Source organism: Kitasatospora sp. NPDC028961, assembly GCF_055564815.1.
The window spans coordinates 40,425-65,108 of record NZ_JBVHVO010000039.1 but is presented as its reverse complement, the minus strand read 5'-3'; the positions used below and the strand labels follow the sequence as shown (position 1 = coordinate 65,108).

Genomic DNA, 24,684 nt, shown 5'->3' with positions numbered 1-24,684 from the left:
CTCTCCCGGATCGGCCAGGGCTCCCGGGTGGTGCTGACCCACGACGTGGCCCAGCGCGACAACCTGCGGGTCGGCCGCTACGACGGCGTCGTCGCGGTGGTCGAGAAGCTGAAGGGGCATCCGCTGTTCGCCCACATCACCCTCACCCGCTCCGAGCGCTCCCCGATCGCGGCGCTGGTCACGGAGATGCTGGAGGACATCAACCCGTGATTCGCCCGCACTAGGGCATAGTCGGACAATAGGGTCAACTCCGGGCGTGGGGCCCGCTCCTGACGGGAGCGGGCCCCGTCCCTTTCATCACATCGAGTGCTTTCTGTCCGGAGAACTCCAGTGCGGTGAATGTGAGATGCGCCACGCAACAGGGAATTGCGTCGACAGTGCCCGGTGCGGCATGGTGAGGGTTCTGTCAGGCCCCGCGTACGGCATGACAGGGCCCCCGGGAGACCGTGGGCCCGGTCCGGACGGTCCGCCAACTCCGGTAGGTGGACGCACAATTGAACACCGATGAGCCGTACGCCGCCCGATCGCAACGCCCGGTCGCCCACCGCTTCCGGACGCCGGGTCAGTACCTCCCGTGACCAGCACCGTACGGAGGGCAGCGCAAAGGGGCATCTTGCGCCCGTACGGTCACGCGTGGGCGATGCTGGAAGGAAACCATGTGACTCGGATCTCGGTCCGGGGAGTCGCTGTGGCCTCCGCCACCGCCGTCACCGCAGTCGGTGCCGTCGTGGGTATGGCCTCGGGCAGCGAGGGCAAGACGACGCAGACGGTCGATGTCGCCGGCGCGACCCTGCTTGCCGAAGTCCCCTCTGGCGCCCAGGCGCAGACCATCAGTGACAACATCGGCACGCAGGCCTCCGCCCAGCAGGCCGCCGCCGATGCGGCCGCGAAGGCCGCCGCGGAGCAGAAGGCCGCCGAGGAGGCAGCGCGCCAGCAGGCCGCCGCCGACGCGCAGGCCAAGGCTGACGCGCAGGCCAAGGCCGACGCGGAGAAGGCCGCCAAGGCGGCCGAGGAGAAGCGGAAGGCCGACGAGGCCGCCGCCAACCGCTCCAAGGCGCGCTCGGCGATGGCAGCCACCGACACGTCGGCCCCCCCGGTTTCGGTCAGCCCCGGTTCGGTCCAGGAGATCGCCCAGCAGATCGTCGGCAGCGACGCTCAGTTCCAGTGCTTCAGCCAGATCGTGAAGCGCGAGAGCGGCTGGGACTACACCGCGACCAACAAGAGCTCCGGTGCGTACGGCCTGGTCCAGGCGCTGCCCGGCACCAAGATGGCCTCGGCCGGTGCCGACTGGCGCACCAACCCGGCCACCCAGATCAAGTGGGGCCTCAGCTACATGAACAGCCGCTACGGCAGCCCCTGTGGCGCCTGGTCGTTCTGGCAGTCGCACCACTGGTACTAGGAACCACCGGTACCCGCAGCACGCCGTACCACCCCGGCCCCCGACCGCTCTCCTGCGGTCGGGGGCCGAGGTGTGTGGTGGGCCGCCCCGCCGCCATGGCCGCGCGCCGGGCGGGGCTGCCGCGCTGGACGGGCCGCGCCGCCCGGGCCGCGCTGACCAGTGCGCTCGCGGGCGGTGCGGGCCCGGGTGCGGACGCGGGGCGCGGGGAGGGGTCCTGGTTGCTCCCCGCACCGGCCGGTCCGCCGACAGATGGCTCCTGTACTCGTTCGGAGTCCTCCCCGTTGCCCGGTGCCTGAAACCACCCGGTCACCACCGGTTTGTCCGGATACGGACCGGCCGCCCGACCGGCCCGCGGGCGGCCGCGCGGCCGCCCGGCGCCCGTCGGTCTCCGCCGGCCGACCGGTCAACCGCCCCGCCCGGCGGACTCGTGCCGGGCCGGGCGGGTAGTTTCATCCCTGACGGCCGTGGCGCGACCCACGGCGTACCGCCGGCACGGCGGCCCAACGGGGGAGCGGTGGTAGCGAGGATGGCGCGGGGCGGGAAGGCCTTCAAGGCCGTGGCCAAGGGCATGGCCGTGGTGGCGAGCGCGGCCGCCGTGATCGAGCGGCGCCGGCGGGCCGCGATCGCGGCCGAGTACCACGAACCCCCGGACCCGCTGCCGGTACCGGAGCAGGTGCCGGCCCCGGCGCCCGCCGCCGTGGCCGAGGCACCGGCCCCGCTGCCGGCGCCGCGCGGGGAGCACGCCGAGGCGGCCCGGGGCCAGGCCCCGGCCGCGCCGGCGCCCACCCACGGCGCCTTCGGGCGCGAACTCCACCCCGGTCGGCCCGCCACCCCGGCCGAGGCGGTGCCCTGGGGCCTGCGGGTGGCGGCCGAGTCGACCTGGCGGCTGCTGCTGCTCGGCGCCGCGCTCTACGTCGTCTTCATGGTCGTCGACATGCTGCGGCTGGTGGCCTTCGCGGTGCTGGCCTCGCTGCTGATCTCCGCGCTGCTGGAGCCCACCGTCTCCTGGCTGCGCCGGCACGGCGTACCGCGGTCGCTGGCGGCCGGCGGGGTGTTCATGAGCGGTCTGGCCGGGATCGGCCTGGTCGGCTGGTTCGTGGTCTGGCAGGTGACCACCAACCTGTCGACCGTGACCACCAAGGTCCAGGACGGTGTGGCCACCCTCCGGGACTGGCTGATCACCGGGCCGCTGCACCTGACCCAGCAGCAGATCACCGACTTCGCGAACCAGATCACCAAGGCGATCAGCACCAACACCGAGCAGCTCACCTCGGTCGGCCTCACCGGTGCGCAGATCGCCGTCGAGGTGCTGACCGCCGTCCTGCTCGCCTTCTTCACCACCTTCTTCTTCCTCTACGACGGCGAGCGGATCTGGAACTGGGCGCTGCGCGGCCTGCCCCGGCACTCCCGCTACGCGATGGCCGGGGCCGGTCCGAAGGCCTGGGCCACGCTCACCGCGTACGTGCGCGGGACGGTCTGCGTGGCCTTCATCGACGCGGTCTGCATCGGCGTCGGCATCCAGATGCTCGGGGTGCCGATGGCGCTGCCGCTCGCGGTGATCATCTTCCTGGGGGCCTTCGTCCCGCTGGTCGGGGCGCTCGTCACCGGCACCGTCGCGGTGCTGATCGCGCTGGTCACCGAGGGGCCGTTCACCGCGCTGATGGTGCTGGTGGTGCTGATCGCCGTCCAGCAGATCGAGGGGCACGTGCTGCAGCCGCTGATCCTCGGCCGGGCCGTCCGGGTGCATCCGCTGGGCGTGGTGCTCGGGGTGGCCGCCGGCTCGATCATCGGCGGGATCGGCGGCGCCATCGTCGCGGTGCCGCTGATCGCGGTCACCAACACGGTGGTCGCCCACCTGCGCCGCCGCAACGAGGCCGGGCAGGCCGTCTTCACCGCGATGGAGGCCGCCCGTGAGGCGGCCGTCGCCCGGACGGCGGCCGCCACGTCCGCGGGCGCCGCGGCGCCCGGTGGGACGGGTGCGCCGGTGAGCGCCGAGTAGGTCCGGCCGGGCCCAGGCCCACCCGAACGCGCGAGGGCCCGCCGGACGGAAGTCCGGCGGGCCCTCGTGGTGTGGCGTGGGATCAGGCGTCGACGCCGGCCAGGGCGGCCTCGGAGTCGAGGACGCCGGCCACGGCCTGCAGCACGGCGGCGATCTTCACGGAGGCCTGGATGACCTCGCGCGCGACACCGGCCTTGCTCAGCACGCCCTCGTGGGAGTCGAGGCACTGGCCGCAGCCGTTGATGGCCGAGACCGCGAAGCACCAGAGCTCGAAGTCGATCTTCTCGACGCCCGGAGTGCCGATGATGTTCATCCGCAGGCCGGCCCGCATGCCGCTGTACTCCTTGTCGGAGAGCAGGTGCGTGGTCCGGTAGTAGACGTTGTTCATCCCCATGATCGCGGCCGCGCCCTTGGCGGCGTTGTACGCCTCCGGGGAGAGGTTGGCCTTGGCCTCGGGCTCCAGCGCACGCAGCACGGCGGGGCTGCGGGTGGCCATCGCGCAGGAGAGCACGGTGCCCCAGAGCTGCTGGGCGGGGAGGTCGGAGTTGCCGATGACCGCGCTCAGGTTGAGCTTGAGGTCCTTGGCGTAGTCCGGGAGGGCGGACTTCAGGTCGTCGAGAGCCATGTCGGTCAGCCCGCCAGCAGGGCCTGGGCGTCGAGGGTGTCCTCGCCCTTGGTCCAGTTGCACGGGCACAGCTCGTCGGTCTGCAGGGCGTCCAGCACCCGCAGGACCTCCTTGGGGTTACGGCCGACGGAGCCGGCGGTCACCATGACGAACTGGATCTCGTTGTTCGGGTCGACGATGAAGACCGCGCGCTGGGCGGTGCCGTCCGCGCCCTCGACGCCACAGGCGCGCATCAGCTCGTGCTTGACGTCGGCCAGCATCGGGAAGGGAAGGTCGCGCAGGTCCTTGTGGTCCTTGCGCCAGGCGTGGTGCACGAACTCGGAGTCGCCGGAGACGCCGAGGATCTGGGCGTCGCGGTCCGCGAACTCCTCGTTCAGCTTGCCGAACGCGGCGATCTCGGTCGGGCAGACGAACGTGAAGTCCATCGGCCAGAAGAAAACGATCTTCCACTTGCCCTCGTAGGACTTGTGGTTGATCTCGGCGAAGGCGTTCGCGGCGTCCAGGTCGACGCAGGCGTTGAGTTCGAACTCGGGGAACTTGTCACCGATCGTGAGCACGTTCGCTTCTCCTGAAGTGATGAGGGGAGTTTGTCCGGATTGCGGAACGGCTTCCACGATTCCACATCGTGGACTGATCAGGGAAATAGCTACACTCGATGTGTCTGATCGGAGAGAGTTATCAATACCCCCACGCCCCCCTCCCGCCCCAGGCCCCGCAGGGGCACCACGCGCAAACCCGAGGCCGCTGTGGGGAGCGCCACACCCCGCGGCCCCCGCGCGCCCACCGTCGCCCAGCTCAAGGCCTTCGTGGCGGTGGCCGAGCACCGGCACTTCCGCGACGCGGCGGCCGCCACCGGGACCAGTCAGCCCGCCCTGTCGGGAGCGGTCGCGGCGCTGGAGGAGTCGCTGGGCGCGCAGCTGGTCGAGCGTACGACACGCAAAGTGATCGTCACTCCGCTGGGGGAGCGCGTGCTCGAACACTCGCGCCGGGTGCTCGCCTCCTTGCAGGCCCTGACCGAGGAGGTGGAGGCCGCCCGCCGGCCGTTCACCGGTCCGCTGCACCTCGGCGTCATCCCGACCGTCGCCCCCTACCTGCTGCCCACCGTGCTGCGGCTGGTCCGCGACCGCTATCCGGAGCTGGAGCTGCACGTCCACGAGGAGCGCACGCCCTCGCTGCTGGAGGGGCTGGCCGCCGGCCGGCTGGACGTGCTGCTGCTCGCGCTCCCGGCCGGCGGGGCCTCGCCCACCCGGGACATCCCGCTGTTCGACGAGGACTTCGTGCTGGTCACCCCGCCCGGGCATCCGCTCGCCGGGCGGATCGACGTCCCGCGCGACGTGCTGCTCGACCTGGAGGTGCTGCTGCTGGAGGAGGGCCACTGCCTGCGTGACCAGGCCCTCGACATCTGCCGCGAGGTCGGCGCCGACCCCGGTGGCTCCACCACCCGGGCGGCCGGGCTCTCCACCCTGGTCCAGCTGGTGGCCGGCGGCCTCGGTGTCACCCTGCTGCCCACCACGGCGCTGGACGTCGAGGCGGGCCGGACCGACCGGCTGGCCGCCGTCCGCTTCGCCGCCCCCGCGCCCGGGCGCCGGATCGGGCTCGCCACCCGGCCGGGCTCGGCCCGCAGTGCGGAGTACGACCGGTTCGCGGCCTCGCTGCGCGAGGTGCTGGCGGAGCTGCCGGTCCGGATCGTCGAGTAGCCGGGCCGGGGCGCCGGGCCGGGCTGCCGGTCCGGCCCCGGGCGGCGCCCGCCCCGCACCCGCCCCGGGTCAGCCGGTCCGGGCCGCCGAGCCCAGGCAGAGCCCGACCGTGGTGGCGACCAGCAGGTCCAGCGCCCGCAGCGCCTCGGCGTCCGGCTGCTCGCCGGTGCTGCGCAGCACCAGGTAGCGGTCGGTCAGCCCGTCGAAGCCGGTCAGGAAGTGCGTGGCGATGTCGCGCGCGGGCAGGGGCAGCTCCAGGCCGTGGGCGGCCGCGAGGGCGTCGAGCATCTGCGAGGCGGTGTCCTCGATCTCGTGCTGCAGCCCCCGCATGATCTCCTGGAGGTCGGGGTCGCGCAGCGCCAGCGCCGCGAACTCGTCCAGCAGGACGCAGCGCCCCTCCTCGCCGGTGGCACCCGCCCAGAGCGCGTGCACCATGGCCCGGATCTGCTCGCCGAAGGGGCCGTCGCCCGGTGCGGCGTCGCGCACCTGGCCCACGAACTCGGCCGTCAGCTGTTCGACCACGGCGCGGTAGAGGTCCTTCTTGGTGCCGAAGGTGTAGTGCACCGTCGCCTGTGCCACCCCCAGCTCGGCCGCGATCGCCCGGGTGCTGCCGGCGGCGACGCCCTCGCGGGTCATCAGGTCGATGGCGGCCCGGACCAGTTGCGGGCGCCTTTCGGAGGCGGGGACATGTGCCATTGGGCCAGGGTAGCGCCACGGTCAAATAACTCGGTCGAGTGAATCTGTCGGTCGATTATGTCGGCCAACTTTGTCAGGTGACAAAGTTGGTCGTACGGTGGAGTCCGACCTGTTCGGGCACCCGCTCGCCGACCGACGTGATCGAGGGTTCACTCATGGCCACGTACCTGTACCGCCTGGGCCGCTACTGCTTCCGTCGCAGGCGCGCCGTGCTCGCCGTCTGGATCGCCGTGCTGATCGCGGTCGGCGGGGCCGCCGGGGCCTTCGCCGGCAAGACCAGCGACGAGTTCAAGGTGCCCGGCACCGAGGCGCAGAGCACCCTGGACCGCATCAAGGGCACCTTCCCGGAGCAGGGCCACGGCGCGGCCCAGGTGGTCTTCGGCGCCCCGGCGTCCGGCGGCATCACCACCGCCGAGGCGGCCGGGGCCGTCAGCGCGGCGGTCGGCCGGATCGCCGCCGTGCCCGGGGTCGCGGCGGTCCCCGACCCCTACGCCACCGGCGCGCTCTCCCCGGACGGCAGGGTCGCGCTGGCCCTGGTCTCCTTCGACCGCCCGCTCGCGGACGTCACCGACCAGCAGCGCGACGCGGTCCGGGCGGCCGCCGACCCGGCCGGCGACGCCGGGCTGACGGTCGCCTTCGGCGGCGACGCCTACAACCGGATGGCGCAGGTCGACGGCGGCGAGGCGGTCGGCCTGATGGTGGCCGGCGTGGTCCTGGTGATCACCCTGGGCTCGCTGGTCGCCGCCGGGCTGCCGCTGCTGACCGCCCTGCTCGGGGTCGGGGTGGCGATGGCCGCGCTGCTGGCCCTCTCCGGCTCGTTCGAGATCATCACCACCGCGCCGGTGCTGGCCCTGATGGTCGGCCTCGCGGTCGGCATCGACTACGCCCTGTTCATCCTCTCCCGGCACCGCCGGCACCTCGCCGAGGGCCTGGAGCCGGAGGAGGCGGCGGCCCGCGCCAACGCCACGGCCGGCAGCGCGGTGGTCTTCGCCGGTCTGACCGTGGTGGTCGCGCTCGCCGGGCTCGCCGTCGCCGGGGTGCCGTTCCTGACCGTGATGGGCCTGTCCGCCTCCGGCGCCGTGGTGGTGGCGGTGCTCGTCGCGATCACCCTGCTGCCCGCGCTGCTCGGCTTCGCCGGCCGGGCCATCGACCGGCTGCCGGTCTGGCGGCGGGCCCTGAAGGCCCCCGGCCGGACGACCCTGGGCGAGCGCTGGGCGGCCTTCGTGGTGCGCCGCCCGCTGGTCGTGCTGTTCACCGGGCTGGCCGCGCTGGGCGTCCTCGCGGTGCCGGCCGCGAGCCTCAGCCTCGGCCTGCCCGGCGGCGGCTCACAGGCCGCCGGCACCGACGCCCGTACCGCGTACGACCGGATCGGCGAGAGCTTCGGCCCCGGGTTCAACGCACCACTGGTGGTCGTCGTCGACGCCGGGAGCGCGGCGCGGCCGGAGCAGGCCGTCCAGGGAGTGGCCGCGAAGCTGGGCACCCTGGAGGGGGTGCGGACGCTGCTGCCGCCGACCGTCGACGGGCCGAGCGGCACGGCCCTGCTCACCGTCATCCCGACCACCGGCCCGGACCACGCCGACACCAGGAAGCTGGTCGGGGAGATCCGCGACCAGCGCGACGACCTGCGGGCCTCGACCGGCGCGCGGATCGACGTCACCGGCACCACGGCCGCCAACATCGACGTCTCCGCCAAGCTCGGCGACGCCCTGCCGCCCTTCGTGGCGGTGATCGGCGGCATCGCGCTGGTGCTGCTGGCGCTGGCCTTCCGTTCGGTCCTGGTGCCGCTGAAGGCGGTGGCCGGCTTCCTGCTCAGCATCACGGCCTCGCTCGGCGCGGTGGTCGCCGTCTACCAGTGGGGCTGGCTGGACGGGCTGATCGACGTGCCGAAGGTGGGCCCGGTGGTGAGCTTCGTGCCGATCCTGCTGATCGCGGTGCTGTTCGGGCTGGCGATGGACTACGAGCTGTTCCTGGTCTCCGGGATGAAGGAGCACCACGTGCACGGCATGGCGCCCCGGGAGGCCGTGGTCGCCGGGGTGAAGAACGGCGCGCGGGTGGTCACGGCGGCCGCCCTGATCATGGTCGCGGTCTTCGGCAGCTTCGTCTTCGGCCACGACCCGATCGTCCAGCCGATCGGCTTCGCGCTGGCGGTGGGCGTGCTGGTGGACGCCTTCGTGGTGCGGATGGCCCTGGTGCCGGCCGCGATGACGCTGTTCGGCAGGGCGGCCTGGTGGTTCCCGAAGAGCCTGGAGAAGGTGGTGCCGCGGGTGGACATGGAGGGCGAGCAGCTGATGGCCCGGCTGGAGTCGGAGCGGACCGCGCCCGAGGGTGCGGGCGGGGCCGGGGGCGCCGAGGAGAGCGGCGCGGCGAAGGAGCCGCAGCGGGTCTGACGGGCCCGTCCCGGAGGGCGTCCGGCCACTACGGCCGGGCGCCCTCCGGCGTACCCGGCGGGCCTACGGCAGCCGCTGTTCGAACCAGACGACCTTGCCGGTGCCCAGGCGGGTGGCGCCCCAGCGCTCGGCGCACCTGGCCACTATCTGCAGCCCGCGCCCGCGTTCGTCCTCCGGTCCGGTGCGCCGCGGGCGGGGCAGCAGCGGGCTGTCGTCGCCGACCTCGCAGCGCAGCCGGGAGGTGCGGACCAGGCTCAGGGTGACCGGGCGGGTGGCGTGCTGGACGGCGTTGGTGACCAGCTCGCTGACCATCAACTCGGTTGCCTCGCTGAGCTCTTCGAGCCCCCAGCGGCGCAGTGTGTGGGCGGCCAGCCGGCGGGCCCGGCCGGGCGTCTCGTTGCGCGGCTGGAGGTACCAGTGCGCGACGTCCCCGGCCGGGATGCCGTCGAAGCAGGCGGCCAGCAGCGCGATGTCGTCACCGCGGTCGCCCGGCGGCAGGATCCGCAGCGCCTCCTGGCAGAGTTGCTCGGGAGTGTGCCGCTGGGTGGCGGCCAGCCGGGCCCGGAGCAGCTCCAGTCCGTCGCTGAGCGGGCGGGTGCGGGTCTCCACCAGGCCGTCGGTGAAGAGCAGCAGGGAGGAGCCGGGCGGGGCGGGCAGCTCGACGGAGTTGAAGTCGACCCCGCCGACGCCGATCGGCGCGCCCGAGTCCAGCTCCAGCAGCTCGGCCGTGCCGTCCGGCCCGACGAGCACCGGCGGGACGTGCCCCGCGTTGGCGAGCACCACGCGGTTGGCGATCGGGTCGTAGACCGCGTACACGCAGGTGGCCAGGTGCTGTTCGCGGCCGAGCCGCTGGGCCTGTTCGTCCAGGTGGTAGAGCACCTCGTGCGGGGGCAGGTCGAGCGCGGCCAGGGTCTGGGCGCTGGTGCGGAGCTGGCCCATGATGGCGGCCGAGGTCAGCGAGTGGCCCATCACGTCGCCGACGATCAGCGCCACCCGGTTCCCGGGCAGCGGGACGGCGTCGTACCAGTCCCCGCCGACCTGCGCGCCGCGCTCGCCGGGCAGGTACCGCTGGGCGAGCCGGACACCGTGCGGCTGGGGCAGGCGCAGCGGCAGCATGCTGCGCTGGAGCTCGTTGGCTATCTCCCACTCGCGGGCGTACCGCAGGGCGGTGTCCACGGCGAGCCCGGCCTGGGTGGCGAGGTGGGCGGCGGTGGCGGTGTCGGTGGCGTCGAAACTGGGGCGGCCGGTCTTCTCGGGCGGCCGGCGGATCAGCACCAGCAGGCCGAGGACGGCCTTGCGCCCGCGCAGCGGCAGGGCGAGCACCGAGGAGCCCGGGCCGAGCCGGGCCAGCCCGCGCGGGCCGTACAGCTCGCGCAGCAGCTCGGTGGTCCGGTCGGGGCCGGCGGCCGGGGAGCCGGCCGCCCCGAGGACGGCGGCCTCGGCGGGGCGGCGGCTCAGCAGGGTGTGCGCGAGCGCCCCGCCCCGGGTGACCGGGGTGGCGGGCCCGGTGTCGGCGGTCGAGCGCGAGCCGTACCGGGTGCCGTAGCGGGAGCCGCGGTGGTCGGAGCCGGTGGTCGGCCGGCCGCGGCGGCCGAGCCGGGTGCCGAGGCTGTGGTGGATCCGCAGGTCGTCGGGGAAGCCGGGTTCGCGCTCGACGTTGGGCAGCGGGTCGCGCAGGTGCACGACGGCGGCGTCGGCGAGGGTCGGTACGAGGACGCGGCAGATGTTGCGCAGCGTCGCGGCCAGGTCCAGGGCGCTGTTGATCCGCCGGGTCGCGGCGTCCAGGTAGGCGAGCCGCTCGGCGACCTGTCCGGTGGCGCTCGGCCCGCTCCCCTCCGGGGCCGGTGGCGTGCGGCGCGGGCCCGGGAGGGCAGGCGGCTGTCCGGCCTCGGGTTTGAGCTGGTCGCGCACGGCTGCCTGTCCTGGGATTGATGGGGAGTGGTGGCTCTGCTGGTCCGGCGGTCGGTCGGTGGGGCGGTGTGGCGAACGGTCAGCCGACGCGTCGGCAGCAGAGGAACAGCTGCTCCTCCGGCGGCAGCGAGGTGCTGGCCGGCGCGTACGGATGCCCCGACTGCTCCTCGACCGCGAACCCGGCCTCCACCAGGACCCGTTCCAGATCCTCCCGCAGATACCCGCTGATCCGCAGCTCCCGTCCGAGGAACGGCAGTGGAACGTGATCCAGGTCCGCCTCGACCATACCGAGCGCCAGCAGACCGCCGGGCCGCAGGAGCGCGCGCAGCCGGGTCAGCACGGTGGGGATCTCCTCCTGGGGGAGGAGGATGAGGGAGAAGAAGGCGGTGACGGCGTCGAAGGTGCCGCGGCCCCGCGGGCCCAGGGCCGGGAGGTTCCAGGCCCGGTCGGCGCGCCGGGTGGCCAGGTCGTACATGTCGATGCGGTGGAAGGCGGGGGCGAACGGCCCGTTCGGCGCCGCCGCGCGGGCCAGGGTGAGCATGACGTCCGAAAGGTCTACACCGGTGACGCGCATCCCGGCGGCGGTCAGCTGTCGGACGGTCGGGTCGCCGGTGCCGCAGCCGATGTCCAGCACGGCGGCGCCCGGTTCGAGCCGGGCCAGCAGCCGGCGGCCGCAGGCGAGCTGGCCGCGCTTGGCGGGGAAGGCCTCTCCGTAGCCGGCGCCGATGGTGTCGAAGGCGACGGCCTGCAGGGCCCGCTCGGCACGGCGGCGCAGGACGTCGGGACCGTCGTCGCCGTCCGCGTCCTCGTCGAGGGGGGACGGGTCGGATATCTGTCCGGTCGTCACGATTGAGAGGCACCTTTCCACCCGGGCCTCCGGTCGACCGGACGAGGCCGGCCCGCCGTCCTGCCGGCGCCCGCGTTGCCCCGCCGGCCCGCTGCCGGTGGCGGTACGTCACGCTCCCCGCGTCACACTGACTGCACGCTGACACTTTGCACAGGGACACTCTGCACCGCGGGAGCGCCGCCGCGCTGCCGTTTCCGGACGATCCGCCGGACGGGTGCCGTCATGTCTGTACTGGCATCTGAGAATATGCGTGATCACTGCGCCGTGGGGTCCCTTTCCGGCCAACTCGTGACGGTTGGGGTGCTGTGGCCCGGCTTGCGGAAGCACGGGGGGTGCGGGCCGGGGTGGTGCGGTCGGCCGCCGCACGCCGCGGGGCCGGTCGGAGCACGCCCCCGACCTGCGGATCCGTCCGCGTCCGGGGCCGGCAAGGCGACGTTTATCGAACGTCAATCGGCCCGGTGCACAGTGGAGTCCAGCGCCGGGGAAGCGTTGAGGGTGCTCCCGCAGCCGGGGGGCTGCGGGAGCACCGAACGCACGGGGGTCGGCCCCCACGGGGGAAGCACGGGGGTGTGCGGGGCCTACGGCGCGGGGGGAGAGAGGGGCTCGGTGTGCTGCTGGGAGATGAGGTCCGCCACGGGGGAGGCCTCGGGCACACCGAGCCGTGTGAAGATCGCGTGCGCCTCGCGCAGACAGGCCAGCCCGCGGGCCGGCTGGGCCAGGCCGAGCAGCGCCTCGCCGAGGGCGGCGTTGGCGAGGCCCTGGCAGTAGGCGCCGTCGATCTCCTGGGAGATCACCAGCGACTCGCCCGCCGCCTCGGCCGCCTCGGCCGTCCGCCGGCTCGCCAGCAGGCCGACCGCGAGCCTGGCGAGCGCGTAGCCCTCGCGTAGCCGGTTCTGCTGGGACTGGTAGAGCGCGTGCGCCTCCCGGAGGTGGGCGACCGCCTCGCGGGGCGATCCGGTGGACGACAGCACCACCCCGAGCTGGTACAGGGTGTCGGCCAGGCAGGGGTCGTTGGCGGAGCGCCGTGCCGTGGCGACGGCCTCCTCGACCGACCGCACGGCCTCCGTGGTCTTGCCGACGTCCAGTTGGGCGCGGGCGATGTTGCCGAGCAGGCGGGCCTCGCCGATCGGGGCGCCGACGACCCGGCTGATGCCGAGTGCCTGCTCGAAGAACGGCAGCGCCTCGTCCCCGCGGTTGGCCAGGCTCAGGATGATTCCCAGGGTGTTGGCCACCATCGACCGCATGACCGTGACGTCGTCGGGGTCCTGCAGCGAGAGGCTCGCCCGCAGTGAACGCTCCGCGCCCTGGAAGTTGTTGGCGAAGTACTCCAGAGTGCCCAGCGCGAAGTGCACCCGGGCGAGCGCCTGGGCGTCGCCGTGCGACTGGGCGTTGGCGTCCGCGATTTCCAGCAGCCGGCGGGCCCGGGCGGCGTGCGTCGGGTCCTCGACGATGCTGTTGAGCGTGATCAGCAGGTCGAGGGCCGGCCGCAGCAGCGCGGACGGGCCGCCGAGCGCGGCCTCCACGGTGCTCAGCAGCATGCCGACCTCGGCCCGGAGCCACTGCTGGGCCCGGGCGTTGTCCGACAGGCCGAGGCCGGGCGCGGTGAGCTCGTCCAGCGGCTCGAAGAGCTGGTCGTCGGGTTCGAGCAGGCGGGCGGCGTTGCGCATGGTCGGCAGCAGGTGGTGCAGCAGGCGGAGCACCGCCTGTTGCTGCTCCGCCGTGTCGGCGGACTTCTCGTTCTGCCGCTGGGCGTAGAGCCGCAGCAGGTCGTGGTAGCGGTAGCGCCCCGGGGTGAAGCACTCCAGCATGTTCGCCTCGACCAGCGCCTCCGTCAGCTGCTCGGCGCGCAGCTCGTCCTCGCCGAGCAGGGCGGCCGCCGCGTCGAGCGGCAGGTCGGGGGAGTCCACCAGCGACAGCAGCCGGAACGCGCGGGCCTCGTCGGGCCGGAGCTGGCCGTAGCCGAGGCCGATGGTCGTCTCGACCGCGAGGTTGCCCAGCTGGAGCTCGTCGAGCCGCCGCCGTTGGTCCGCTAAGCGGCGGGCCAGGTCGGAGACGCTCCACCGGGGGCGACTGGCGAGCCGGGCCGCCGCGATCCGGACGGCGAGCGGCAGGAAGCCGCAGGAGGTGACGACGGCCAGGGCCGCCTCCGGTTCGGCGGCCACCCGCTGCTCGCCGACGATCGCGGAGAAGAGCGCCAGGGCCTCGGCCGGGGTCAGCTCCTCGACGTCCACCAGTTGGGCGCCGGGGATGCCGGCCAGCCGGGAGCGGCTGGTGGCGAGGACGGCGCTGCCCGAGACGCCGGGGATCAGCGGCCGCAACTGGTCGGCGTCCCGGGCGTTGTCGAGCAGGATGAGCATCCGTCGGTTGGCCAGCAGGGACCGGTACAGCGCGGCCCGTTGCTCCAGGGAGTCGGGGACTTCGGTGGCGCCCAGCGAGTGCAGGAAGTCGCCCAGGACGACGGCCGGGTCGGCGGGCGACGCGCCCGCACCGCGCAGGTCGACGTAGAGCTGGCCGTCCGGGAAGCCGCCCCGGACGCTGTGCGCCACGTGGACGGCGAGGGTGGTCTTCCCGACACCGCCGATGCCCGCGAGGGAGGTCACCACCACGGCCTGGCCGGTCGCGCCCTGCAGGACGGCCCGGAGCTCGGCGACCAGGCCGGCGCGGCCGCTGAAGTCCGAGACGTCGGCGGGCAGCTGGGCCGGGGCCGGTCCGCGGGCCGGGGCCTCCTCGCGGCCGCCGGTGCCCGCGGGCCGGGGCGGTGCGGGCGCGGAGAGCGTCGGGTCGCCCGCCAGGATCCGGGCATGCATGGCGGAGAGCCCGGTGCCCGGTTCGACGCCGAGTTCCTCGATCAGCAGCTTCCGGGTGTCGGTGTAGACGCCGAGCGCCTCGGCCTGGCGGCCGGAGCGGTAGAGCGCGAGCATCAGGAGTTCGCGCAGCCGTTCCCGGAGCGGGTGTTCGGCGGTGAGCGAGCTCAGCTCGGCCACCACCTCGGTGTGCAGGCCGATCTCCAGGGCGGCCGCGCACCGCTCCTCCCAGACCGAGACATGACGCTCGGCCAGCCGCAGGCGCTGGGTCTCGGCGTACGGTCCGGGCACGCCGGCCAACGCGCGCCCGCTCCAGAGCGAGAGGGCGGAGACCAGCAGCCGGTGCGCCTCGACCAGATCCCCGTCGGCCCGGGCGGTCGCGGCTTCGGAAACGGTGCTCTCGAAGACCGCCAGATCCAAGGCGTCGGCGGAGATCCGCAAGGCGTATCCGTCGGGTAGGGAGACCAGGACCGCGGCGGGTGCGCGAACCTCCCGATGAGGCTCGATGACGGTACGCAGACGAGAAACATAGGTCCGCAATGCGGCAATTGCCTGCGGTGGGGGCCTTTCTCCCCAGATCCCGTCGACAAGGTCCTGCGTGGTGACCAGCCGGCCCTGTTGCAGCAGCAGGCAGCTCAGTACCGCCTGCTGCTGCGGGGACCCGAGCGCCAAGGCCTCCTGGCCGCGCCGTGCCTGCACCGGACCGAGCACCTGGAAGCGCAGCATGTCGCCGAACGGCGTTTCCTGATGCTCCATTGAAATTCCCCCGATGACCTGTGACGGCAGGCGCGACGCGCGGGGCGTTCGGCGGTCCCGCTGCGGTGCATCAGCTTAGGCGGACGGCTGCAAACACTGGAGAACAGCACACGCGGCGCGATGTTTATAGGACATTTAGCGGCTCCCACGATACTGTCCGGGCGCCTGGGTCGAGTTCGGTCGGGCGCGAGCGACTTCCGATGACCTGAAAGGCAGCCACTCCATGGCCGAGAATGAGCCCACCAGCACCGTGACAGCGTCGGCCGAGCCGGAGACCACCTCGTCCGCCACCGCGGACACCCAGGTGATCGACGAGGCGGCGGCCAACGTGGCCGGACACGTCGTCCCGGCGGACGAGAAGCACGTCGACCCGCAGGAGCTGATGGGTGGCGAGGTGGCCGAGCCGGAGGTGCACACCGACGACAGGTCGGACAAGCCCTACGAGCCGTTCGGTGTGATCAACAGCCGCCCGTAGCAGCCGCGCTCCCGGGTCCGGGCCGTCCGCCTCCTCGGCGGGCGGCCCGTCCGCGTTCTCCGGCCGGTCCGTGGCGGTCGGTCCGCCCCCGTGGCGGCCGGCCCCGTCAGGCGGCCCGGCTCTCGTTGAGGCGCGAGTCCTGGTTGCGGGCGGCGAGCCGGGCGCTCAGCCGGGCCCGGCTCTCCGGCGCGGTCCGGGGGCGGGGCGGTCCGGGGGCCGGGCCGGGGTCGTCGGGGGGCGGCTCGGGCGCCGGGCCGACATGGTCGGGTGGGGTGGTCCACTCGCGGCCGCCGCCCGGGGGCCGCAGGTAGTGCTCTCCGCCGAGGGTGTCCATGTAGATGCCGGTGCGTCCGGTCCTGGTGTCGAGGACGAGTTCACCCACACGCGGTCGGTAGGCCGCGGTGTTGCGCTTACGGGTGCTCACCGCAGTGCTCCTTGCTCTGGTGCGGACGCGGCGGTGGATGCGCCGGTCCTGGTCGCTGTCGGTGCCTGTGTTCTGCTCGGCGACTACCCAGCATCTCTAGAGAAGCTAATATCTCTAGAGATGTCAACGGCCCGGACCGGTCATACCGACGTACCGGCGGCCGGCGGTGGGCCTACGATTTCCGCGAGGACGAGGGAGCAGGCGATGGTCGGCAGCAGCGGCGGGAAACAGCCCAAGTACCAGCGGATCGCCGACACGCTCAAGGCGGCCATCGACACCGGGGAGTACCGCGCCGGCGACCGGCTGCCCGGCGAGAACGACCTCATGGAGACCTACGGCGTGGCCCGGATGACGGCCCGCCAGGCGCTCGGCGTCCTGCAGAGCGAGGGCATCGCCGAGGCGCGCAAGGGCGCCGGGGTCTTCGTCCGGGACTTCCGGCCGCTGCGGCGGCGCGGCATCCAGCGGCTCGCGCAGGGGCAGTGGGGGTCGGGACGGTCCATATGGTCGGCGGACATCGACAACCGGACGCTGGTGGTGGACCAGGTGTCGGTCACCGAGCAGGGCGCGCCGGAGCACGTGGCGCGGGTGCTCGGGGTCGATCCGGGGGCGCCGATGTGCGTGCGGCACAGACGGTTCGTGCTGGACGGCAAGCCGGTGCTGCTCTCCACGTCCTACCTGCCGGCGGAGCTGGTCGCCGGGACGGCGATCACCCGGGAGGACACCGGGCCGGGCGGTACCTACGCGCGGCTGGCCGAGATCGGCGCCAAGCCGGTGCACTTCCGCGAGGAGGTCCGGTCGCGGATGCCCAGCGCGGAGGAGGGCGTCCGGCTGGAGCTGTCGGCGGGCACGCCGGTCATCCTGATATGCCGCACCGCCTTCGCCGACGAGGGCCAGGTCGTCGAACTCAACGAGATGACGCTCGACGCGGCGTCCTACGTGCTGGAGTACGACTTCGACGCCTGAGCGCCCGCGTGCCCGACTGCGTGAGCGCCCCGCGCGCGCCCGCCCCGGTCGCGGAGTTCGCGGCCGGGGCGGGCGGAGTGGTCGGGCCGTCGGAGTGGTCGGGGCGGGCGGAGCGGTCGGAGTGGTCGGGGCGGGCGGCGGAGCGCCCGGCCGCTACTCCTTGGAGCGCACCCGCAGGCTGGTGATCAGCGGGCCCTCGGTGGTCTCGCGGAAGAAGTCGTTGCCCTTGTCGTCCACCACGATGAAGGCCGGGAAGTCCACGACCTCGATGCGCCAGACGGCCTCCATGCCCAGCTCCGCGTACTCCAGCACCTCGACCTTCTTGATGCAGTCCTGGGCCAGCCGGGCCGCCGGGCCGCCGATGGAGCCGAGGTAGAAGCCGCCGTGCGCGGCGCAGGCGTCGGTGACCTGCTTGCTGCGGTTGCCCTTGGCGAGCATCACCATCGAGCCGCCGGCCGCCTGGAACTGGTCGACGTAGGAGTCCATCCGGCCGGCCGTGGTGGGGCCGAAGGAGCCGGAGGCGAAGCCCTCGGGGGTCTTGGCCGGGCCGGCGTAGTAGACCGGGTGGTCCTGGAGGTACTTGGGCATGCCCTCGCCGGCGTCCAGCCGCTCCTTGATCTTGGCGTGCGCGATGTCGCGCGCGACCACGAGCGTGCCGGTGAGCGAGAGCCGGGTCTTGACCGGGTACTTGGACAGCTCGCTCCGGATCGCGGCCATCGGCTGGTCGAGGTCGATGCGCACCACGTCGTCGTCGAGGTGCTCGTCGGTGGTGTCCGGCAGGTACTTCGCCGGGTCGGTCTCCAACTGCTCCAGGAAGACGCCCTCGGCGGTGATCTTGCCCAGCGCCTGGCGGTCGGCCGAGCAGGAGACGGCCATCGCGACCGGCAGCGAGGCGCCGTGCCGCGGCAGCCGGACGACGCGCACGTCGTGGCAGAAGTACTTGCCGCCGAACTGCGCGCCGATGCCGATCCGCTGGGTGAGCTCGGTGACCTTGGCCTCCAGGTCCAGGTCCCGGAACCCGTGCCCGGTACGGGCGTTGCCCTCGGTCGGCAGGTTGTCCAGGTAGTGCGCGGAGGCGTACTTGGCGGTCTTCAGCGCGAACTCCGCGCTGGTGCCGCCGATCACGATGGCCAGGTGGTACGGCGGGCAGGCGGCGGTGCCGAGCGAGCGGATCTTCTGCTCCAGGAACGAGAGCATGCTGGCCTCGTTCAGGATCGCCTTGGTCTCCTGGTACAGGTACGACTTGTTGGCCGAGCCGCCGCCCTTGGCCATGAACAGGAACTTGTAGGCGTCGCCGTCGGTCGCGTACAGCTCGATCTGGGCCGGCAGGTTGTTGCCGGTGTTCTTCTCGTCCCACATGGTCACGGGGGCCATCTGCGAGTACCGCAGGTTGAGCTTGGTGTACGCGTCGTAGACGCCGTGCGCGATCGCGCTCTCGTCGCCGCCCCGGGTGAGCACGGACTGGCCGCGCTTGCCCATGACGATCGCGGTGCCGGTGTCCTGGCACATCGGCAGGATGCCGCCGGCCGAGATGTTGACGTTCTTCAGCAGGTCCAGCGCGACGAAGCGGTCGTTCGGGCTGGCCTCCGGGTCGTCCAGGATGCGCCGCAGCTGGGCGAGGTGGGCGGGGCGCAGGTAGTGCGAGATGTCGCGCATCGCCTCGGCGGTGAGCAGCCGCAGGGCCTCGGGCTCGACCTGGAGGAAGGTGCGACCGCCGGCCTCGAAGGTGGAGACACCCTCGGAGGTCAGCTTGCGGTACGGGGTCGGGTCAGCGCCCAGGGGGAGCAGGTCGCTGTACTCGAAATCCGGCGTGGGAGCCATGGGGGCGGTCCTTAGTGTTCCAGTGATGCGGCTGCGTCGGCGAAGCACCCTCAAGGGTAGGACCCGCCGGAACGTCGCACGCGGACAGGTCGGCCTGCGTGACCGGGGTCACTCGTGCACGCGTACGGGACTTGCCCGGTTGACTAGGCTTGGGCCGTGGACAACTCGCCGTCGCAGGACGACCAGGGGCAGTCGCCCGTAGCCATCACCGAGCCGGGGGGCGAGCCGCCCGCCCGGGTCGACCGGACCCCGGTCGCCGAGGCCGAGATGCGGGCCTCGGACGCCGACCGGGAGCGGGTCGCGGAGCTGTTGCGCGACGCCTATGCCGAGGGCCGCCTGAACGTGGACGAGCACGCCGAGCGGATCGAGGCCGCCTACGGGGCCAAGACGCTGGGCGACCTCGTGCCGCTCACCCGGGACCTCCCCGCGCACCGGTCGATCTCCTTCGAGAAGGCCCCGCTGGGCGCGCCGGAGGCCCGGCCGTCCGGCCCGGTGCGGCTGCCGGCGCGGCACGAGGCGCCGACCATGGTGGCGATCTTCGGCGGGGCCTCCCGCCGGGGCCGCTGGCGGGTCGGCTCGCACCTGCGGGCGGTCGCGGCGTTCGGCGGGGTCGAGATCGACCTGACGGATGCCGTCTTCGAGTCGCCCGAGGTGGAGATCGAGGTGATCGCCATCTTCGGCGGCGTCGAGATCAAGGTGCCGGAGAACGTCAGCCTGCACGGCAGCGGGGTCGGCATCTTCGGTGGCTTCGACGTCAAGGAACAGACCGCGGCCGACCCGTACGCGCCGGTCGTCCGGGTCAAGGGCGCCGCGGTGTTCGGGGGTTGCGAGGCGAAGCCGCGCAAGGGCAAGAAGCTCAAGGAGTGGGTGCGCAAGCAGCTCGGCACCGATTAGGGGCCCGCTGCGGGCCGCTGACCTGCGCAGGGCCGGACCGAGTGCCCGGGAGGGAACAACTCCCGTCCGGGCACTCGGTGTTGCGGCGAGTGCAGACTGTAGTCGATTGCGTGCAGTGTGCATGAATCGCGGTGCGGCAGGGTAGTTCCTCTCGCACATCGCTTCTTGTACGGCTGCGCACCGGAGGCGGCCTGAGGCCGGCTCGGGGGGTGAAGAGCGGGGGCTCGCAGCCGGACAGGGGAGCGAGCTTCCCCGTGTCCGAGAGCCTCGTCAGGAGTACGGCCGTGCTGCATCCGATCGAGTCCCGCACCACTTCGCCCGTCGCCGCCGCCCGGGTGCTGGAGCGCCCGCCGGTTGCCCAGTCGCAGGGCGACGACAACCCCTGGCACACCGGCGCGGCCTGCCGGCGGGACGAGGTGGGCCTGTTCTTCGCCCCTTCCAAGGAGCCGACGGCGGCCCGGCTCTCGCGCGAGGAGCAGGCGAAGCAGGTCTGCGCGCGCTGCCCGGTGCTGCTGGAGTGCCGCGAGCACGCGCTGGCGCAGCCGGAGCCGTACGGGGTGTGGGGCGGGCTGACGGCCGCCGAGCGCCGGGTGGTGCTGGCCCGCCGGCGGCGCCGGGAGACCGACCTGCACGAGGCCGCCCGGATCCCGGCCGCCCGCAGCCGCATCGCGGGCTGACCGGGCTGACCGGGCGACGGGCGGTACGCGAGACGCCCGGCGGTACGTGAGCAGCCCGGCGCGGCACGCGAACGCCTCGCGGTACGCGAACGCCCCGCGGCTTCGGCGAAGGGGGATTTCGCCGAAGCCGCGGGGCGGTGGAACGCGGCCGGGAGCCGGTTCAGTTGGCGCGGTCGAAGTCGATCGCGCTGTACGCCCGCAGCTTGGACAGCTTGTGGGTCGAGTGGATCTCCCGGATCGTGCCGCTCTTGGAGCGCATCACCAGCGAGCTGGTGGTGGCGGTCTCCTGGCGGTAGTGCACGCCGCGCAGCAGCTCGCCGTCGGTGATGCCGGTGGCGACGAAGAACACGTTCTCGCCGCTGACCAGGTCGTCGGTGGTGAGCACCCGGTCCAGGTCGTGGCCCGCGTCGAGGGCCTTCTGGCGCTCGGCCTCGTCCTTGGGCCAGAGCCGGCCCTGGATGACGCCGCCCATGCACTTCATCGCGCAGGCCGCGATGATGCCCTCGGGGGTGCCGCCGATGCCCATCAGGAGGTCGACGCCGGTGCCCTCGCGGGCCGCCATGATGGCGCCGGCCACGTCGCCGTCGGAGATGAACTTGATCCGGGCACCCGCCTCGCGGATCTCCTGGACCAGGCCCTCGTGGCGCGGCCGGTCGAGGATGACCACGGTGACGTCCTCGACGGCGCTGCCCTTGGCCTTGGCGACCCGGCGGATGTTGACGGCCGCCGGCGCGGTGATGTCGACGAACTCGGCGGCCTCCGGGCCGGCCACGAGCTTGTCCATGTAGAACACGGCGCTCGGGTCGAACATGGTGCCGCGGTCGGCCACGGCCAGCACGGCCACGGCGTTGTTCATGCCCTTGGCGGTCAGGGTGGTCCCGTCGACCGGGTCCACCGCGACGTCGCACTCGGCGCCGGTGCCGTCGCCGACCCGCTCGCCGTTGTAGAGCATCGGTGCTTCGTCCTTCTCGCCCTCGCCGATGACGACGACACCGTTCATGGAGACGGTGGAGACGAGGGTGCGCATGGCCTTGACGGCGGCGCCGTCGGCGCCGTTCTTGTCGCCACGGCCGACCCAGCGGCCGGCGGCCATCGCGGCCGCCTCGGTGACCCGGACGAGCTCGAGCGCGAGGTTCCGGTCCGGAGCCTCGGGAGCGACCTCAAGGGCGCTGGGGAGATTGTGCGGGTACTGCGTGGTCATCGTCGTTACCTCTCTGTACGCGACGGCCAGTAAGCGCCCGACTACTGCCAGGTCGAACGCCGTGGTGAGGGTCCTGCGATCGTATCTGCCCAAGAGATGACTGTCTGTGGCGCGGGTCGCCACCCCCGGTCGGAATCGGCCCGTTCGTCCCGGATCACCCGGACGTGGGCACCCCCGGGTGCCGGTGTCCCGTAAGGGATGAGTCACCATGTGGGGGTGGCTGGAGAGAGCAAGGGCATGAGGAGCCGGCAGTCGGTACGGGACATGGTCCTGTCGATGCTGGCCGTCGGTTTGGTGGTCTGGGTCGGGTACCTGTTCCTGCCGCACGACGCCGGCGGCGACGGGGTGCGCACGGTCGAGTACAAGGTGGCCGCGGCCTCGGCGAAGCGCGCCGCACCGTATCCGCTGCTCGCCCCGGAGGGCCTCTCCGACAAGTGGCGGGCCACCTCGGTCAAGTACGACCCGGCGTCGCTGGGTGGCGGCCGGGGCAACGCCTGGCACCTGGGCTTCGTCACCCCCGCCGGTCAGTACGCGGCGGTCGAGCAGAGCGACATCGCCCCGGGCTCGCTGGTCGGCTCGCTGGTGGCCGACGGCAAGCCGGACGGCAGCTCCGAGGTGGCCGGGCGGGTCTGGGAGCGGATCCAGGGCGGCAAGTCCCGCGCGCTCACCTTCCAGGGCGGCGGCGGCACCACCGTGCTCACCGGCACCGCCTCGTACGAGGAGCTGGCCGAGCTGGCGCAGGCGCTCAAGTAGCCGAGCGGCGGGCGGAGCCGGCCGCCCGGCGGCGGCGGAACACGCGGAAGGGCCCGCACCGGTCGAACGGTGCGGGCCCTTCCTGCGTGCCACCGGTCAGACGGTGGTGACGACCTCGTCGTAGGCCAGGCGCGGCGAACGCGGGAACCAGGCGTCCTCGCCCGGCTTGCCGATGTTCACCACGGCCAGCACCGAGTGCTCGCCGTCGGCGAAGAACTCCTTGTTGATGCCCTCGGCGTTGAAGCCGGTCATCGGGCCGGCGGCCAGGCCTGCGGCGCGCACGCCGATGATGAAGTAGCCGGCCTGCAGGGCGCCGTTCAGCACCGCGGAGGACTCGCGCACCGGACGCTCGGTGAAGAAGAGGTCCTTGGCCTGCGGGAAGTGCGGCAGCTGGGTCGGCAGCTCCTCGTGGAACTCGTTGTCCACGGCCAGGATGGCGACCAGCGGCGCGGCGGCGGTCTTCGCCTTGTTGCCGTCCGCCAGGTGCTGGACGAGGCGCTCGCGGCCCTCCGCCGAGCGGACCAGGACGACGCGCAGCGGCTGCTGGTTGAACGCGGTCGGGCCGAACTTCACCAGCTCGTAGATGGCCTGGATCTGCTCCTCGGAGACCGGCTCGTCGGTGAAGGTGTTCGCCGTGCGGGCGTCACGGAACAGCAGGTCCTGAGCGGCGGCGTCGAGTACCAGGGCGTCGGTGGTCATGCTTGTCTGCACCTCATGCGGGACGGGGTTCGTCGGTCGACCGGCGGCGCCGATCACTGGATCCCAACATGAGTGAAGATTCAACTGTTCCCCCGGGGTGTGTGACACGTGTCACTCCGGGCTGGCCCCGCCCTCCTCGGCGGCCAGCGCGGCGTCCAGCCGGGCCCGGGCGCCGTCCAGCCAGCGCTGGCAGACCTTCGCCAGCTGCTCGCCGCGCTCCCAGAGGGCCAGCGACTCTTCCAGCGACGTGCCGCCGTTCTCCAGCTGCCGGACGACCTCCAGCAGCGCGTCCCGGGCGTGCTCGTACCCCAGCGCGTCGTCGGGGGTCCGCGGCGCCGCCTCCACCTGCTCCTGCTCAGCCATGGAGCCAGCGTAGGGCGTGACGCCGACAGCGCCGTCCCACCGCCGCCCGCGCGGCCGGCGGCTAGGGCTTGGCCTTGGGGCCGGCCGTCACGTCGAAGCCGCCGCCCGCCACCCGGGCGTGCAGCGCGTCGCCCGCCTCGACCTGGGCCGGATCGGTCACCACCGTGCCGTCCGCGCGCTGCAGCACCGCGTAGCCGCGCTCCAGGGTGGCCGCGGGAGAGAGGGCGACCACCCGGGCCAGGGTGTGCCCGAGGTCGCTCTGCGCGTGGTCCAGCCGGTGCCCGAGGGTGCGCCTGGCCCGCTCCAGCAGGGCCTCCACCTCCTGGCCGCGGCCGTCCAGCATCCGGCGCGGCGCGGCCAGCGCCGGGCGGCTTCGGACGCCGTCCAGCCCGTGCTGCTCCCGTTCGACCCGGCCGAGCACCTGTCGCCGGGCCCGGTCGCGCAGGGTCAGGACCTTCGTCAGCTCCTCGCCGACGTCCGGCACCACCCGTTTGGCCGCATCGGTCGGGGTGGAGGCGCGCAGGTCGGCGACGAAGTCCAGCAGCGGCTGGTCCGGCTCGTGCCCGATCGCGCTGACCACCGGCGTCCGGGCGGCCGCGACCAGCCGCACCAGGGCCTCGTCCGAGAACGGCAGCAGGTCCTCCACGCTGCCGCCGCCCCGGGCCACGATGATCACGTCCACCTCGGGGTGGTCGTCCAGCTCGCGCACCGCCGCGCCGACCCGCTCCACCGCGCTGACGCCCTGCACCGGCACGTTGCGCACCTCGAAGCGGACGGCCGGCCAGCGCCGCCGGGCGACCTCCAGGACGTCCCGCTCGGCGGCCGAGCCGCGCCCGGTGACCAGGCCGACGCACTGCGGCAGGAACGGCAGGGGCCGCTTGCGCTCGGCCGCGAACAGGCCCTCCCCGGCGAGGCGCCGCTTCAGCTGCTCCAGCCGGGCCAGCAGCTCGCCGAGCCCCACCAGCCGGATCTCGGCGGCCCGCAGCGACAGCTGGCCGCGCGCCCCGTACCACTCCGGCTTGGCGTGCACGATGACCCGCGAGCCCTCCTGCACCGCGTCGGCGACCTCGTCGAAGACGGAGCGGAAGCACGTCACCGTCAGGGAGACGTCCGCCTGCGGGTCGCGCAGGGTCAGGAACACCACCCCCGCGCCCGGCCGCCGGCTGAGCTGGGTGATCTGGCCCTCCACCCAGACCGCGCCGAGCCGGTCGATCCAGCCGCCGATCAGCGCGGAGACCTTGCCGACCGGGAGCGGGGCTTCGGGGGAGCTGGTGTTGGCCATGCGTATGAGGC

General features: G+C 73.3%; 22 protein-coding genes. 10 read left to right on the top strand and 12 right to left on the bottom strand.

Annotated elements, in window-relative coordinates; genetic code table 11:
- From ACZ4UX_RS35120 to ACZ4UX_RS35110, 3 genes are all read left to right on the top strand, one after another.
- A partial coding sequence (locus ACZ4UX_RS35120; protein WP_449771865.1) for a PhoH family protein occupies positions 1-210 on the top strand: 210 nt, incomplete at its 5' end.
- Between the two features lie 448 nt (positions 211-658).
- A complete protein-coding gene (locus tag ACZ4UX_RS35115; protein WP_465601899.1) occupies positions 659-1,399 on the top strand; it encodes an aggregation-promoting factor C-terminal-like domain-containing protein in 741 nt (246 codons plus the stop codon).
- Between the two features lie 526 nt (positions 1,400-1,925).
- The gene (locus ACZ4UX_RS35110; protein ID WP_465709604.1) at positions 1,926-3,398 is read left to right on the top strand and encodes an AI-2E family transporter; all 1,473 of its coding nucleotides are present in this window, start codon (positions 1,926-1,928) and stop codon (positions 3,396-3,398) included.
- Between the two features lie 82 nt (positions 3,399-3,480).
- Here the strand turns inward: ACZ4UX_RS35110 and ACZ4UX_RS35105 are convergent, their stop codons facing one another.
- Together ACZ4UX_RS35105 and ACZ4UX_RS35100 are read right to left on the bottom strand one after the other, a co-directional pair.
- On the bottom strand, positions 3,481-4,023 hold the full coding sequence (locus ACZ4UX_RS35105; RefSeq protein WP_329489402.1) for an alkyl hydroperoxide reductase: 543 nt from the start codon (positions 4,021-4,023) through the stop codon (positions 3,481-3,483).
- Positions 4,024-4,028: 5 nt separating this feature from the next.
- Complete coding sequence (locus ACZ4UX_RS35100) at positions 4,029-4,580, bottom strand: peroxiredoxin (protein ID WP_329489403.1); 552 nt, start codon at positions 4,578-4,580, stop codon at positions 4,029-4,031.
- A gap of 189 nt (positions 4,581-4,769) precedes the next feature.
- Here ACZ4UX_RS35100 and ACZ4UX_RS35095 point away from each other — a divergent pair, with 189 nt between their 5' ends.
- The gene (locus ACZ4UX_RS35095; RefSeq protein WP_329489404.1) at positions 4,770-5,720 is read left to right on the top strand and encodes a LysR substrate-binding domain-containing protein; all 951 of its coding nucleotides are present in this window, start codon (positions 4,770-4,772) and stop codon (positions 5,718-5,720) included.
- A 69-nt stretch (positions 5,721-5,789) separates the two neighbouring features.
- Here the strand turns inward: ACZ4UX_RS35095 and ACZ4UX_RS35090 are convergent, their stop codons facing one another.
- Positions 5,790-6,416: a TetR/AcrR family transcriptional regulator gene (locus ACZ4UX_RS35090; RefSeq protein ID WP_329489405.1), complete on the bottom strand. Its 627-nt coding sequence runs from the start codon at positions 6,414-6,416 to the stop codon at positions 5,790-5,792.
- A 155-nt stretch (positions 6,417-6,571) separates the two neighbouring features.
- On the opposite strand from ACZ4UX_RS35090, the gene ACZ4UX_RS35085 reads away from it, so the two are divergent.
- Positions 6,572-8,803 (top strand): MMPL family transporter, encoded by a 2,232-nt coding sequence (locus ACZ4UX_RS35085; RefSeq protein ID WP_465709603.1) that lies wholly within the window; start codon positions 6,572-6,574, stop codon positions 8,801-8,803.
- 63 nt (positions 8,804-8,866) lie between these two features.
- Here the strand turns inward: ACZ4UX_RS35085 and ACZ4UX_RS35080 are convergent, their stop codons facing one another.
- The 3 genes from ACZ4UX_RS35080 to ACZ4UX_RS35070 all read right to left on the bottom strand — a co-directional run bounded on the left by ACZ4UX_RS35080 (position 8,867) and on the right by ACZ4UX_RS35070 (position 15,121).
- A complete protein-coding gene (locus ACZ4UX_RS35080; RefSeq protein WP_465709602.1) occupies positions 8,867-10,714 on the bottom strand; it encodes a SpoIIE family protein phosphatase in 1,848 nt (615 codons plus the stop codon).
- A 79-nt stretch (positions 10,715-10,793) separates the two neighbouring features.
- A complete protein-coding gene (locus ACZ4UX_RS35075; RefSeq protein ID WP_465709601.1) occupies positions 10,794-11,561 on the bottom strand; it encodes a class I SAM-dependent methyltransferase in 768 nt (255 codons plus the stop codon).
- A 578-nt stretch (positions 11,562-12,139) separates the two neighbouring features.
- Complete coding sequence (locus ACZ4UX_RS35070; protein ID WP_465709600.1) at positions 12,140-15,121, bottom strand: AfsR/SARP family transcriptional regulator; 2,982 nt, start codon at positions 15,119-15,121, stop codon at positions 12,140-12,142.
- Between the two features lie 223 nt (positions 15,122-15,344).
- Between ACZ4UX_RS35070 and ACZ4UX_RS35065 the strand changes: the two genes are divergently transcribed.
- On the top strand, positions 15,345-15,596 hold the full coding sequence (locus ACZ4UX_RS35065) for a hypothetical protein (protein WP_465709599.1): 252 nt from the start codon (positions 15,345-15,347) through the stop codon (positions 15,594-15,596).
- Between the two features lie 106 nt (positions 15,597-15,702).
- On the opposite strand, the gene ACZ4UX_RS35060 is transcribed toward ACZ4UX_RS35065, so the two are convergent.
- The gene (locus tag ACZ4UX_RS35060; RefSeq protein WP_465709598.1) at positions 15,703-16,020 is read right to left on the bottom strand and encodes a hypothetical protein; all 318 of its coding nucleotides are present in this window, start codon (positions 16,018-16,020) and stop codon (positions 15,703-15,705) included.
- A gap of 204 nt (positions 16,021-16,224) precedes the next feature.
- On the opposite strand from ACZ4UX_RS35060, the gene ACZ4UX_RS35055 reads away from it, so the two are divergent.
- Positions 16,225-16,983, top strand: a complete 759-nt coding sequence (locus ACZ4UX_RS35055) for a GntR family transcriptional regulator (RefSeq protein WP_352289977.1) — start codon at positions 16,225-16,227, stop codon at positions 16,981-16,983.
- A gap of 153 nt (positions 16,984-17,136) precedes the next feature.
- Here the strand turns inward: ACZ4UX_RS35055 and ACZ4UX_RS35050 are convergent, their stop codons facing one another.
- Entirely contained in the window at positions 17,137-18,804 is a 1,668-nt protein-coding gene (locus ACZ4UX_RS35050) for a fumarate hydratase (protein ID WP_465709597.1), read from the bottom strand.
- Between the two features lie 156 nt (positions 18,805-18,960).
- On the opposite strand from ACZ4UX_RS35050, the gene ACZ4UX_RS35045 reads away from it, so the two are divergent.
- Both ACZ4UX_RS35045 and ACZ4UX_RS35040 read left to right on the top strand, forming a co-directional pair.
- The gene (locus tag ACZ4UX_RS35045; RefSeq protein WP_465709596.1) at positions 18,961-19,698 is read left to right on the top strand and encodes a DUF1707 SHOCT-like domain-containing protein; all 738 of its coding nucleotides are present in this window, start codon (positions 18,961-18,963) and stop codon (positions 19,696-19,698) included.
- A 284-nt stretch (positions 19,699-19,982) separates the two neighbouring features.
- Positions 19,983-20,375: a WhiB family transcriptional regulator gene (locus ACZ4UX_RS35040; RefSeq protein WP_352289979.1), complete on the top strand. Its 393-nt coding sequence runs from the start codon at positions 19,983-19,985 to the stop codon at positions 20,373-20,375.
- A 160-nt stretch (positions 20,376-20,535) separates the two neighbouring features.
- On the opposite strand, the gene glpX is transcribed toward ACZ4UX_RS35040, so the two are convergent.
- Positions 20,536-21,576, bottom strand: coding sequence for a class II fructose-bisphosphatase (gene glpX / locus ACZ4UX_RS35035; protein ID WP_352289981.1), 1,041 nt, complete (start codon positions 21,574-21,576; stop codon positions 20,536-20,538).
- A gap of 237 nt (positions 21,577-21,813) precedes the next feature.
- Here glpX and ACZ4UX_RS35030 point away from each other — a divergent pair, with 237 nt between their 5' ends.
- Positions 21,814-22,329 (top strand): DUF4245 domain-containing protein, encoded by a 516-nt coding sequence (locus tag ACZ4UX_RS35030; protein WP_465709595.1) that lies wholly within the window; start codon positions 21,814-21,816, stop codon positions 22,327-22,329.
- A gap of 96 nt (positions 22,330-22,425) precedes the next feature.
- Here ACZ4UX_RS35030 and ACZ4UX_RS35025 read toward each other — a convergent pair whose 3' ends face one another.
- The 3 genes from ACZ4UX_RS35025 to xseA all read right to left on the bottom strand — a co-directional run bounded on the left by ACZ4UX_RS35025 (position 22,426) and on the right by xseA (position 24,673).
- Positions 22,426-23,028, bottom strand: coding sequence for a malonic semialdehyde reductase (locus tag ACZ4UX_RS35025; protein WP_329489419.1), 603 nt, complete (start codon positions 23,026-23,028; stop codon positions 22,426-22,428).
- 111 nt (positions 23,029-23,139) lie between these two features.
- On the bottom strand, positions 23,140-23,391 hold the full coding sequence (locus ACZ4UX_RS35020; protein ID WP_465709594.1) for an exodeoxyribonuclease VII small subunit: 252 nt from the start codon (positions 23,389-23,391) through the stop codon (positions 23,140-23,142).
- A gap of 61 nt (positions 23,392-23,452) precedes the next feature.
- On the bottom strand, positions 23,453-24,673 hold the full coding sequence (gene xseA / locus ACZ4UX_RS35015) for an exodeoxyribonuclease VII large subunit (protein WP_396488585.1): 1,221 nt from the start codon (positions 24,671-24,673) through the stop codon (positions 23,453-23,455).
- Positions 24,674-24,684 lie beyond the last annotated feature (11 nt).